This window comes from Pseudomonas sp. CAN1, assembly GCF_030462585.1.
Lineage (GTDB): Bacteria > Pseudomonadota > Gammaproteobacteria > Pseudomonadales > Pseudomonadaceae > Pseudomonas.
In genome coordinates, this window is the sequence record NZ_JASMRU010000031.1 from 23,709 (window position 1) to 37,103 (window position 13,395).

Sequence of the window (13,395 nt, forward strand, 5' to 3'; positions counted from 1 at the left end):
TGTGATTGTCCGCCCTGCCACCTTCAGCTCGCCGGCCTTACCTGGCCGAGCTCGCCGAAAGCCTGCGCCAGGTCGGCGACCTGACGCTGCTCACGCTGGTTCATTTCCTGCAATTGCTGGCCAAGGCCCGTACCGGCGAAGACACCGCTCAGGCCGCCCGCAATTCCCCCCTGCCGCTGGCCAAAGGCCGACAGCGCTTGTTCGTCACCCTCGCGGGCCTCACCGAAGATCGAGCCGAGCGTGCTGCTGCTGAACACCCCCGCATCGCCGCCGCCGAAACCGAGGAAGCCACGTCCGCCACCGTCACCGAAGGCGCTATTGCCGTTGTTCGAGAAGATCAGCGCGAGCTGGGTCTGGCTCGGGCCATCGCGGAACACACTGCCCAACGTCGATTGCGCGGCGCCACGGTTGCTGCTGTCGAGCAGCGGCACCTGGCCGAGGCTCGGCGGGCCGGCGTTGACCAGCACTGACGGTACCTGCGGCGCATTGCCCGACAGGCCGTTGTTGCCCTGCACCGGGCGCACGCCCTGTTCGGTGCGGTATTGCGGGTCGCCTTCCTGGGCGATGCTGTTGATCGCGTAGCTGTTCGACTGGCTGACGCCAAGCCCGGTATTGCCGGCGGCGTCGGTGTAGCCGAGGTTGTTCAGCGTCACCACGTTGCTCGAACCGACCACGTTGATCAGCGGCGTCAGCGTCGCGGTCCAGGTGCGGCCGCCATCGCTGGAGCTCAGGCCGGACAGCGTTGCATTGCTGGCGCTCAGGTCGGAGAGATCCAGCCCGCTGACCGCTTCGCTGAAGCGGATGGTCACCTGGGACGACTGGCCCAGGCGCAGGTCGGTGCTGGCGACCTCGATGGTGGCCGTCGGGCGTTGGGTGTCGATGGCATAGTTGCCAGAGCTGGTGGTACCGGCGCCGCTGTTGCCGGCCGCGTCGGTGTAGCCGGTGTTGTCCAGGACAATGGCATTGCCGGTGCTGGTAAGGTTCGCCGCCGGGGTGAAGGTCGCAGTCCAGGTGACGCCACCATCGCTGCTGCTCACGGCACTCAGGGTGCCGCCGGCGACGCTCAGGTCGGCATTGCTGAAACCGCTCACCGCCTCACTGAAGGTGATGGTCACCGTCGTCGTCTGGCCGGCCTTCAGCGCGCTGTCACCCAGCACGATGCTGGCGGTCGGGCGTGCGGTATCGATGGCCACCCCATTGGACAGGGTCGTGCCGCTGCCGGTGTTGCCGGCGGCATCGGTATAGCCGCTGTTGTCCAGGCTGATGACGGCGCGGGTATCACTGACATTGGCGTTCGGCGTGAAGGTCGCCGTCCAGGTCAGGCCGCCATCGCTGCTGCTCACCGCGCTCAGCGTGCCGTTGGCCACGCTCAGGTCGGCATTGTCGAARCCGCTCACCGCCTCGCTGAAGGTGATGCTCACCTGGCTGGTCTGGCCGATCGCCAGGCTCGGCTCGGCGACCACGATGGTCGCGGTCGGGCGCGCGGTGTCGATGGCGTAGTTGTTCGAAGCGGTGCTTCCACTGCCGGTGTTGCCGGCCAGGTCGCTGACGCCGCTGTTGTCGAGCACGATCAGGTTGGTCGCGTCGGTGACATTGGCGCCCGGCGTGAAGGTCGCGGTCCAGGTGATGCCGCCGTCGCTGCTGCTGACCGCGCTCAGGGTGCCGTTGTTCACCGTCAGGTCGCTGTTGTCGAAACCGCTGACCGCTTCGCTGAAGGTGATGGTCACCTGGGTGGACTGGCCGGCTTTCAACGCGCTGTCGGCCACCACGATGCTGGCGGTCGGGCGCTGGGTGTCGACGGCAAAGGCGTTGGAGCTGACGCTGCTGGCACCGCTGTTGCCGGCCATGTCCTGCACCAGCGAAGTGTCGAGGGAAATCAGGTTGCCGCTCTGCGTGGTTTCGACGCTCGGCGTCAGGGTGGCAGTCCAGGTCTTGCCGCCGTCGCCGGTCGCCAGGTTGGACAGCACGCCGCCGCTGACCACCAGGTCGGACAGATCCAGCCCGCTCACCTGCTCGGAGAAGGTGATGGTCACCAGGCTGGTTTCGCCGATACCCAACACATCATCGGCCACGACAATGCTTGCCGTGGGTCGCACACCGTCGACGACGTAGTTGTTGGAAATCGAGACCCCGGAACCGGCATTGCCCGCAACATCGGTAACCAGCGCGGTGTCGAGCACGATCAGGTTGGTCGGGTCGGTGAGCCCTGCCGTTGGCGTCAGGGTCGCGGTCCAGGTCTTGCCGCCGTCGCTGCTGGCCAGGTTGGACAGCGTGCCATTGGGCACGCTGAGGTCGCCCAGGTTGAAGCCATTCACCACTTCGCTGAAAGCAATGGTCACCGTGGTGGTCTGGCCAATGCCGATGTTGGGGTTCGCCACGGTGATGGTCGCAGTCGGCCGCTGGGTATCGATGGCGTAGTTGTTCGACGTGGTGGTGCCGCTGCCGCTATTGCCCGACGCGTTCTGCACACCGTTGTTGTCCAACGTGATGAGGTTGGTGGTGTCGGTGACGTTCACCGACGGCGTGAAGGTCGCGGTCCAGGTGATGCCGCCGTCGGCGCTGCTCACCGCGCTCAAGGTACCGTTTGCGTCGGCCAATGACAGGTCGGCGTTGGTAAAACCGGTCACTGCCTCGCTGAAGGTGATGGTCACCAGCGAGGTGGAGCCGGCATTCAGCGCCGGGCTGGCGACTACGATGGTCGCGGTCGGGCGCACGGTATCGACAGTGAAGTTGGCCGAGGTGGTCACACCAGTACCGGTGTTGCCAGCCAGGTCGGTATAGCCGGTGTTGTTCAGGGTGAGCACGTTGGTGGTGTCACGCACGCCGGCGTTCGGCGTGTAGGTCGCCGTCCAGGTGATCCCGCCATCGCTGCTGCCGAACACGCCCAGGGTGCCGTTGGGCGCGCTCAGGTCGGTGTTGTCGAGACCAGTCACCGCCTCGCTGAAGGTGACGGTCACCGTGGAGGTCTCGCCAGCCGCCAGGGTCGCCTTATCCATCACGATGGTTGCCGTCGGCCGGATGCCGTCCACGGCATAGGCATTCGAATTGGTGCTGCCAGAACCCACGTTGCCGGCAAGATCCGTCACCCCGGTGTTATCCAGGCTGACATGGTTGTTGCCCGCATTCACACCCGCTGCCGGTGTCAGGGTGGCGGTCCAGGTGACGTTGTCGCTGGTGAACAGGTTGCTCAGGGTACCGTTGGGGGACGTCAGGTCGGCCAGGGTGAAACCGGTGACCGCCTCGCTGAAGGTGATGGTCACCGGCGAGCTGCCGCCAATACCCAGGTGATCGTTCGCCACGACGATGGTCGCGGTCGGCCGCTGGGTGTCGATTGAGTAGTTGTTGGAAGTGGTAATACCCGCGCCGGTGTTACCTGAAGTCGCCGCCTGGAGGCCACTGTTGTCCAGGGTGATGTGGTTGCTCGGGCTGGTGATGTTGCCGGCCGGGGTGAAGGTCGCGGTCCAGGTGATGCCACCGTCGGAGCTGCTCACCGCACTCAGGGTACCGCCCACCACGGTCAGGTCGGAGTTGGTGAAGCCGGTCACCGCCTGGTCGAAGCTGATCGTGACCAGCGACGTGCCGTTGATCGCCAGCATAGGGTTGGAGACCACGATGGTCGCGTTCGGGCGCACGGTATCAATGCTGTAGTTCGTCGAACTGGTGGTGCCCACACCGGCGTTGCCGGCGACATCGGCAAGGCCGGTATTGGCCAGGGTGATGACGTTGCTGGCACTGTGGGTGTTGGCATCCGGGGTGAAGGTCGCGGTCCAGGTGACGCCGCCATCGCTGCTGCTCAGGTTGGTCAGGCTGCCGTGACTGGCACTCAGGTCGGCCAGGGTGAAACCGGTCACCGCTTCGCTGAAGGTGATGGTCACCTGGGTGGTTTCACCAGCGTTGAGCACCGGATCCGACACGACGATGGTAGCGGTCGGACGCTGGGTGTCGATGGCGTAGTTGTTCGACAGGCTGGTGCCGGTCCCGGTGTTGCCGGCCACGTCGGTATAGCCGGTGTTGTCCAGGGTGATGACGTTGCTGGCGTTGGTGATGTTCGAGGTCGGCGTGAAGGTCGCCGTCCAGGTGATGCCGCCGTCGCTGCTGCTCACTGCGCTCAGGGTACCGCCCGAAACGGTCAGGTCGGCGTTGCTGAAACCGATCACCGCTTCACTGAAGATGATGGTCACCTGCGCCGTCTGGCCGATGATCAGCGAGCTATTGCCGACGACCACGGTCGCGCTGGGGCGCACACTGTCGATGGCATAGCTGTTGGACGTGGTAGTGCCACTACCGGCGTTGCCCGCTGCGTCGCTCACACCGGCGTTCTGCAGGGTGATGACGTTGGTCGCGTTGTCGATGCCCGATGTCGGGGTAAAGGTAGCAGTCCAGGTGACGCCGCCGTCGCTGCTGCTGACCGCGCTCAGGGTACCATTGGCGCCGGACAGGTCCAGGTCGGCATTGTTGAAACCGGTCACCGCCTCGCTGAAGGTGATGGTCACCAGCGAAGTCTGGCCAATACCCATGTGCGGGTTGGAGAACACGATGGTCGCCGTTGGCCGCTGGGTGTCGATGGCATAGTTGTTGGACGTGGTGGTGCCGAGGCCGGTGTTGCCGGCCACGTCGGTATAGCCGCTGTTGTTAAGAGTGACGACGTTGCTGGACTGGGTAATGCCCGAATTCGCCACCAGGGTGGCGGTCCAGACGAGGCCATTGCTGGTGGTCAGGTTGCTCAGGGTGCCATTGCTGGCGCTCAGGTCATCCAGGGTGAAGCCGCTCACCGTCTCGCTGAAGGTGATGGTCACCTGGGAGGAGCCACCGACGTTCAGCGACGTGTTGCTGACCACAACGGTCGCGGTCGGCAGCGCAGTATCGACTGAGTAGGTGTTGGACAGGGTGACACCGCTGCCGGTGTTGCCCGAGACATCGGTGTAGAGGGTGTTGTCGAGGACGACAACGTTGCCGCCGCTGCTGTTGCCGGCGTCCGGCGTCAGGGTCGCGGTCCAGTGGATGTTGTCACTGGTGGTCAGGTTGCTCAGCGTCCCGTTGGACGCGCTGATATCCCCCAGGGTGAAACCGGTCACCGGCTCGCTGAAGGTGATGTTCACCGTCGTCGAGCTGCCGGCTTTCAGTGCGGAGCTGGCGACCACCACGCTCGCGGTCGGCCGTACGGTATCGATGGTGTAGTTGTTGGAGGTGCTGGTACCGGAGCCCGCCACACTCCCCGCCACGCTGGTGACACCCGTGTTGTCCAGGGTGATGACGTTGCTGGCACTGGTGACCCCCGGATTCGGCGTGAAGGTCGCGGTCCAGGTCTGACCACCGTCGCTGCTGCTGAGCGCCGTCAGCGTGCCGTTGGTGACGGTCAGGTCGGCATTGGTAAACCCGGTCACCGGCTGGCTGAAGGTGAAGGTCACCAGTGCGGTTTCGCCGATGTTCAGCGCTGTGTCGGACATCGCGATGGTGGCCGTCGGCGGTGCGACGTAGGCGGTATCGAGCACACCGCCGTCATTGTAGATGCCGGTGACCGCCGCAGAGCTGGGACCGGGCGAGCCGGTGCCCAGCTCCTGGCCGCCAGCGCCGCTGCCGGCCCCATTGTTGGTCATGGCCGCGGTGTTGTCCGCGGTGATGTTGAAGGTGCCCTTGTTCCACACCGCGCCAACGCCGCGCCCACCGGCGCCGCCGTTCTGGTTGCCCAGCGAGCCTCCCGCGCCGCCTCCTCCGCCGCCGCCGCCGGCACCCAGGTTGTTGCTGATGACCGAGTTACCGATGACGTTGATGGTGCCGCCGACCGCGTTGTAGATACCGCCCGCCGCCGAGCCGCCGGCACCACCGGTGGCATCGGTACCCAGCCCGCCGCCACCGCCGCCAATGCTGATGCTTCCGTTAGTCGCTGTGCCGCCGGAACCGCCGGTGGAATAGCCCAGGTAGCTGCCGCCAGCGCCGCCGACGCCAGTGCCGCCCTGTCCGCCCATGCCGGGGAAGCCGCTATCGGCGCCGCCACGCCCACCTTGGTTAACGCTGCCGCTGGTGCCCGGATTGTCGGAGACGCCCGATTCGCCGCCGCGACCGCCGATGCCGCCACCCAACGCGCCGCCACCACCACCGCCGCCGCCGTCGTAGGAGAAATTACCGCCGCCACCACCACCGCCGGCCGCCGCGTTGGCGGTGACCGAGGTGTTGAGCAGGGTCAGCGTGCCGGCGTTCCAGATGCCGCCGCCGAAGGCATTGGCGGCGGCCAAGCCGCTGCCGGCGTCGCTGCCATCGCCGGACACCAGGCCGCGGGTGATCACCAGGCCGTCGAGCGTCACGTTGCTGCTGGCCTGCACCTGCAGAACGCGGCTGTGGTAGTTGGCGTCCAGGGTCACATCGGCGACGCCGTCGTTGTTGATGTCGCCGTCGATGATCAGGCTCTTGTTGATGACCAACTGGCTGGTCAGGCCCACCGTCATTGCGCTGCTGAAGGTGATGGTGTCGCCGCTGCTGGCCGCCCAGTTGATTGCTTCGCGCAACGACAGCCCGCCGCCATCTGCAAGGTCGGCGGCCTGATTGGCGCCGAAGGTCAGATCAGCGCCGCTATCGTTGTTAGTGGTTACCGTGAGAATCGCCAGGCTGTGCTGGTAGGCGCCTTCAGCAGCGGCCGAGAGCACCGGCCGCGCCTCGATGACGCCGGTGGTGACCTCCAGGTCCCAGTCCGAGCCATTGCCGGTGCGGTCGTCGGAAGCAGCGATATCGCGTCCGGTCAGGCTGGCCAGTTCGTTGACGAAGGTCTGCCCGCGCTCGCCCTGGGCGGTGTTGCAGGCATAGATAAGGATGTCGCCGCCGGCCTGCATGCTGGCGCCGAGCTGGCTGAGGGAGTTGCCGTAGTCGGCGATGTTCTCGGCGCTGACGTAGCTGTTGCCCAGCCACAGGTCGCCGGAATTGCCGTGGGCGATGATCTGCACCGAAGCGGCACCGGGGTGCGCGGCCAGGTACTGGGCCATCTGCTGCACGCCGTTGCCATGGCTATCGAGGAACACCACGTCGGTGTTGGCAGCCACGCCCTGCAGCAGTTGCTGGGCATCTTCCACGCGGGAATCGACGAACACCACGTTGCGCCCGCTGCCGGCTTCCGCGCCCTGCCCTGCATCGCTGCGGGCGTCGCCGATGGCAGCATGGGAAGCGGCGTTGTCCTTGCTGGCGCTGCTCGCGCCGGCCTTGTCGGCGGCGGCGCCATCCTGGGCATCAGTGGGCTTGGCCACTTCGGCAGTGGTGGCAGCCACCGCGCCGTCGAACATCATGCGCGGTTCCAGCGCCATGATCAGCGTCGGCTGGGATACCCCGGTTTCTTCCTGGCGACGCGCAGCCTCGCCGAACACGCGCTTGATCCACTGCATGCAATGCACCTCTTCGGCACCGGCGATCTGTTGCCGCCGTGACCATTCCTGTCAGTTGTTCTTGATTCGAATCACGTTGGCCGCGCTGGCGCTGCCGTCTTCCCAGAAGGAGAGCTTGCTGTACTGCTCGAACAGGTCCGGCGGCAGCAGGGTGCGGCGCTCCTGCACCGCCACCTTCGGCCGCACTCGATGCAACCCGCTCACGCCCAACGCCGCGTCAAAGTCCGGCGCGTCGTAGGCGAGGTTGTCGAAATCGTGCTCGAACCAGGGTTCATCGATGAACTGGTAGACCAGCCGCAGCACCTTCTCCGGGCTCTGCACCAGCAGGTCGTAATCGATCAGCAGAAGGGAGTCGGCCTGCTCGCCGTAGAAGGCTTCCTTCAGCGCGCTCCAGGAGAAGCCCACCAGGCGGTTGCGCTGGGCCAGGGTCTCGACGCGGCTGTAGACGGTGTTGCGCTCGTTGGCGTCAGCGAACAGCTTGGTGTTCTCGAAGGGATTGGCACGGAACAGCTTTTCCAGGCTGTCCATGATCCAGGCGACGTTGCGCACGCAGGCGATGACCTTGCCCTGCGGGAACATCTCGCGCAGGGCCGGCAGGTTGGCGCACCAGAGGCGGTTGGTGTCGAACACCACGGACTTGTCGTGCTGGTCGGCGTAATAGGAGTCGAACAGGCCGCGCAACAGGCGGCGGCGCTGCTCGGCGCTCACCAGCGGGGCGAATTCGCTGCCGGCGCTGCATTGTTCACGGACACCGGTGAACAGCCCGCCAACGGGGCTCGACATGCCCGCGTGGAAGCGTGGGTTCTGCAGGAGAATGGCGGAAAGCAGCGTACTGCCCGACCGCGGCAAACCCGATATGAAGTGATATTTCTGCATCCCTGCGCAACAACTCAATGGCACTTTGCAATTGCTGGATGCTAGGGGTTTTAAGAAACTTCGTACAGATTTTTCAGACGCTCCGCGGGAGCATTGACAGGGCCGCCGCTACGCCCTCCCCGGCAAGCCCCGAACTAGACACCTGCAGGCTAGAAGCCGCTTTCCCGAACCCCCAGCGCCGCCAACCGCCGCAGGAAGCCACCGAGCAGCGATTCGCTGCGTCCGCGCAGGCTGACCACCCCACGAATCGCCTGTTGCGGCGCCGGGCTGTCGGCCAGCAACTCCAGCCGCGCACCGTATTGCGCATGCTCGGGGACCGCGCGCTGCTCGGCATCGCGGCGCACCGCCAGCGGGCCGCCCTGGTCGGAGGCCAGCAGCGGCAGCGCAAGCACCGAACTGCTGGTGGCGTCCAGCTCGCTCAGGCGTACCGCCAGTGCCGGCAGGCCAGGGTCTTCGGCGACGAAGCGACCTTCGTTGCCCGGCTCCAGGCGCTCCAGCGACTGCTGCTCGACATAGCCGCGTAACTTCGGCCGCTGCTGCCCGACCACCCGCAGCAATACCTGGTCCGGCGCCAGCCAGACACCCTCCTGCAGGCTGCGGTCGAGGTCGCGCACCACGCCATCCTGCGGCGCGCGCAGTTGCAGGCGCTCGCGCTCGGCGGCCAGGCCACGGTAGTCCGCCAGTTGCTGCGCCAGCTGGCTTTCCAGCACCCCGGCATCGGCCACCAGCAGCGGGTTGGCACGGGTGCGGGCAATCTGCAGCTGCAAGGCGCGCAGTTGCAGGCCGATGATCCGCAGGTGCGCCTCGACGTCCGGCGAGGCCAGCTCCAGCAGGAGGTCGCCCGCCTTCACCGGCTGCCCCTCGCCCACCAGCACGCGGGTCACCTGGGCACCCACCGGGGTATGCACCTCGCTGACCTGGGAAGCCTCCAGCACTGCCGGCACTTCCACCGCCGTGCGCCACGGCACCAGCAGCACCAGGCCGATCAGGCCCAGCGCGGCCAGGGTCGGCAGGCTGCGGCGCGGTTGCGCATGCTCGCGGTTCTGCCACCAGAACTTCAGCTCGTGGAAGATCGGCAAGGCGATGAACCAGCCCAGCTCGACCAGCATCAGCAGGATGCCCAGCACCTTGAAGAACAGGTGATAGACCGCCAGCGCGATGCCGAAGAACAGCAGCGCGCGCCAGACCCAGGACGCATAGCCCCAGGCCAGCAGGCGCAGGCGCAAGGTCGGCAGCAGCGGCTCGGGCTGCGGCACACCGTAGCCGAACAGCGCTTCGCGCAGACGCCAGCGGCACAGGGCAAAGGCGCGGCCCTGGAGGTTGTCCACGCCCAGCAGGTCGCTGAGCAGGAAGTAGCCGTCGAAGCGCATGAACGGGTTGAGGTTGATCGCCACCGTGGTCAGCCAGGTGGCGCTGGCCAGCAGGAAGGCCGCCGTGCGCAGCGGCCCGTCGGCCAGCAACGACCAGGCCAGCAGCGCCACGCAGGCCAGCAGCATCTCCGCCAGCACGCCGCCGGCACCGATCAGCAGGCGGCTGCGGCGATCCTTGACGCGCCAGGCGTCGGACACGTCGGTATAGAACATCGGCAGCAGCACCACGAAAGCGATGCCCATGCTGTGCACCCGGCAGCCGGCGCGCTTGGCCATGTAGGCGTGGCCAAGCTCATGGCAGAACTTGGCGAACCACAGGGCGACGCCGAACGCTGCCGCGCCGGACCAGCTGAACAGGTAGGAGAAGCTGCCGATGAAGCGGTCCCAGTCGCGCAACATCAGGAACAGCCCCAGCGCCAGCACCGTCGGCAGGCCATAGCGCAGCACTGTGCCGCCGTGCCGGGCCAGCCAGGGCCAGGTGCGGTTGAGGAAAGGGTCGGGCCGCCACAGCGGGATGCGGAAGAACAGGTACTGGTGCAGCGCCTTCTGCCACAGGCTCTCGCGCCGGGCATGGGACTTGCCCAGGTAGCTGTCGCGCTGCTCCGGGTCGCTGGCGGCGATCAGGTCGTGCTCGCGCAGGAAGCGCAGCAACTGCTCCAGGTCGCCTTCACCCAGGGCGCGGCCGGCGCCCCGGTTGGCAGCCGCCAGCACCGCCAACGGCGCGCCCTGCCCCCATTGCCGCAGCAGGCGCACGGCGGCCTCGTCCAGCTTGAAGTAGCGACCGCGCAAGGGATCGTTGAGCACCCACTGGGCCGCGCCATCGAAGGCTGGCGCAGCTTCGGACAGCTGCAGGTCGTCGCGCAGCGCGGGCAGGTTCAAGCTCACAGCCCCAGGGTCTGGCGCAGCGCCGTGAGCGGCCGGCGCAGCAGGTAATAGCCCAGCGGGGCACGCTCACCGTAGAGCTTGGCGGTACCGCGCAGGCCGATGCGCGGTGGCGCCTCTTCGAAGCCGGCGACCAGGCGATAGGCCAGGCCACCGCCGGGCACCGGTTCGGCCTCATAGCCGATGCGTTGCAGGCGCGCGGGCACCGATGTGAGCGGCTGGTTGTCGAGGAACAGCGCGACTTCGGCGTCATTCTCCAGCTGCATCACGTTGCCGGTGGGCAGTTCGATGCGCAGCTCGGCGCTGTTAGGGTCGGCGATTTCCATCAGGCGCTCGCCGGTGCGCACCGGCTTGCCGGTCCAGCGCTCGGCGTCGGCGAACACCGCCACACCATTCTGCTCGGCGCGCACTTCGCTGCGCTGCAACAGTTCGCGGGCGTAATCACGTTCGGCGCGCTTCTGTTCGACGCGGGCAGCCAGCAGGTCCAGGCGCGCGGCGGATTCGCCGTCCTGGAAGGCGCGCTGGCTGTTGGCTTTCAGTTCCGCCTCGGCCACCGCCAGGGCGCGTTCGGCGACGTCCGCCTGGGCCTTGAGGGTGGTGGCGTCGAAGCGCACCAGCAGATCGCCGCGCTGCACCGCCTGGTTGGGCCGCACCACCACCTGGGCAATCACGCCGTCCAGCGGCGCGGCGATCACCCGCCCGCCCTTGGGCACGACTTCGGCCGGGGCCAGCGCGGACTGGCGCAGCGGCACCAGCAACAGCAGCAGCACCGCGCCCAGCAGCACCGCCAGGCGCTTCTTCGGCCAGCGCAGGCGCCACGGCAGGCGCGGCTGCAAGGCCTGCCAGGCATGGGAATAGGTATCGCCCAGCTCGCTCAGCAGGGCCTTCTCGGCCACCGACCAGGGCTGCTCGCGAGCCAGCCAGAGGCCGCCAAAGCGCACGCCAGCACGGTCGCGCAGCGGCAGCCAGAACACCTGCGGCAGGCTCATCTGCTGCTGGTCCTGGCGGGTCTGCTCGCTCAGCAGACTGCAGTCGGCCACGCCGGGCTGCTCCAGCGCACCCCTGGCGTCCAGCTCGACGCAGGCCCGCTCGATGAATGCCACGAACGGCGCGTTCGGCTCGACCACGCTGACGCCGGTCAGCGCCCGCACCTTGCCGGCAATCAGCAGCGCGGCATGGCGATAGCCGAACAGCGCCTGGCCGTCGTTGACCATGGCGAAGCACAGACGCTCCAGACTGTCGGCGGCGCGCGCCTGGCGTTGCAGGCCGAGGAACTGGGCGAAGGCCCGCTCGATGGCCCCGCTGGTGGCGGAGTTGGTGGTGGAATTAGTGGCGCTGTTCATGGCGACTCGGCGAAGCGCGCGGTGCCGCTCATGCCGGCGACCAGGCCGGCGCTGGGCGGTACGCTGGCGATCAGCAGCAGGGTCTGGCTGGCTTCGTCGATGCGTGCGCCCAGGCGCTTGACCTCAGCCTGCAGCGGCTGGCCGGTTTCGTCCGGGGTGAAACTGAAATGCTCGCCCGGCTTGAGCTTCGACAGCCAGCGCGACGGCACCAGCAGGCGGATTTCCAGGCTGCGGTTGTCGACGATCTCCAGCAGCGGAGCGCCGCTGGCGACACTTTCAAAAGGTTGCGCCTTGCGCTGCACCACCTGGCCGTCATAGGGCGCCTGCACGCCGCAACGGCGCACCTGCACCTGATAGACCTGCGCTTGCGCCTGGGCTTCGGCCTGCTTGGCCTCGGCCAGGGCCACTTCGTAGCGGCCCACGGAATTGAGCGAGGCCAACTGGCGGTTGTGCGACAGTTCTTCAGCTGCCGCCCGCACTCCGGCCTGGGCGGCATTCAGCTGGGCCTGGTAGGCGGAGCAGTCGAAGCGCACCAGCACATCGCCCTTCTTGAACGCCTGGCCCTCGGCGAAGGGCATCTCCAGGATGCGCCCGGCCAGTTCGCTGGACAGCATCGCCTGCTCGCGGGCATGCAACACGCCACGCACATCGCGGCCGGCGCTTTCGCCCGAGCTGCTGGCGGGGGCTGGCAACAATGGATCGGGCAACGGCTCGGCCGCCTGCGCGCCAACCGCCAAGGCCAAGACTCCCCAGATTCCCCAACCGACTTGCCTGCGCATCCTTCGCCCTCCACTTCACGAAGCGCGAAGTCTATGTGAGCGCCCGGCCGTAGGAAATATCCGTACAGCACTCTGCCACTATTTATTCTGCTCGGCGCCCCGGTAGAACCCCAGCACCAGCTGCACCAGCTCATCCTCGATGCCTTGCCGGCGCTCCGGGCGCAGGGTCTCCGGGTCTTCCAGCATGGCCCGCAGCACGCCGCTGACGGCATGGGCGAGGACGAACGCCTGGGCTTCGTCCAGGCTGCGAAGATGCTGGTCGGCACCGGCCACGCCATGGCTGATCAGGTGCGCAATGATGTTGCCGCGCAGGCCGGGCAACGGGCTGCCGCCGCCGCGGGTGAGCAGGTAGTGCATCAGCGCCCGGTGCGCGCCGGTGCGTCCGCCATAGGCGCTGACGGCGGCATGGATGACCGCGCGGATGCGTGCGCCGGGCGTTTCCTCGGGATGATCGGTCAGCGCCGCCATCACGCCGCTGGCCAGTTGCGCCAGTTCGCGGCGGGCCAGCTCGTCGAGGACGCGATCCTTGTTGGGGAAGTACTGGTACAGCGTGCCGACGCTGACGCCGGCCAGCTCCGCCACATGGTTGGTGGTGAAACCGTCCAGGCCGTCGCGGTCGAGGATGCGCCGGGACGCCTCCAATATGAGTTCGACCTTCTCCATGGCCCGTGCCTGGCGTGGCAGGCGGCGGCTATCCGGCTGAATTTCCTCGGGTTTTCTGGGCATGGAGGTGCTCCGGGAAAGCGAGTACAGCCAAACCCGCGACCTTTCTATCATG

At 67.1% G+C, this 13,395-nt stretch carries 6 protein-coding genes; all 6 read right to left on the minus strand.

Translation table 11 applies throughout. The features are described 5' to 3' along the window. Positions 1 to 23 precede the first annotated feature (23 nt). The 6 genes from QO207_RS26270 to QO207_RS26295 all read right to left on the minus strand — a co-directional run bounded on the left by QO207_RS26270 (position 24) and on the right by QO207_RS26295 (position 13,343). On the minus strand, positions 24 to 7,271 hold the full coding sequence (locus QO207_RS26270; protein WP_301535213.1) for an Ig-like domain-containing protein: 7,248 nt from the start codon (positions 7,269 to 7,271) through the stop codon (positions 24 to 26). Positions 7,272 to 7,418: 147 nt separating this feature from the next. Beyond that, complete coding sequence (locus QO207_RS26275; RefSeq protein ID WP_301535190.1) at positions 7,419 to 8,243, minus strand: sulfotransferase; 825 nt, start codon at positions 8,241 to 8,243, stop codon at positions 7,419 to 7,421. A gap of 149 nt (positions 8,244 to 8,392) precedes the next feature. Then, complete coding sequence (locus tag QO207_RS26280; protein ID WP_301535191.1) at positions 8,393 to 10,492, minus strand: HlyD family efflux transporter periplasmic adaptor subunit; 2,100 nt, start codon at positions 10,490 to 10,492, stop codon at positions 8,393 to 8,395. Between the two features lie 2 nt (positions 10,493 to 10,494). After that, positions 10,495 to 11,838, minus strand: coding sequence for an efflux RND transporter periplasmic adaptor subunit (locus QO207_RS26285; RefSeq protein WP_301535192.1), 1,344 nt, complete (start codon positions 11,836 to 11,838; stop codon positions 10,495 to 10,497). Beyond that, on the minus strand, positions 11,835 to 12,617 hold the full coding sequence (locus QO207_RS26290; RefSeq protein ID WP_301535193.1) for an efflux RND transporter periplasmic adaptor subunit: 783 nt from the start codon (positions 12,615 to 12,617) through the stop codon (positions 11,835 to 11,837). The genes QO207_RS26285 and QO207_RS26290 overlap by 4 nt, the downstream gene beginning before the upstream one ends. A 78-nt stretch (positions 12,618 to 12,695) precedes the next feature. Further along, positions 12,696 to 13,343 carry a TetR/AcrR family transcriptional regulator gene (locus tag QO207_RS26295; protein WP_301535194.1) on the minus strand — a complete coding sequence of 216 codons (648 nt, stop codon included), beginning with the start codon at positions 13,341 to 13,343 and terminating at the stop codon, positions 12,696 to 12,698. Between the last annotated feature and the right edge of the window lie 52 nt (positions 13,344 to 13,395).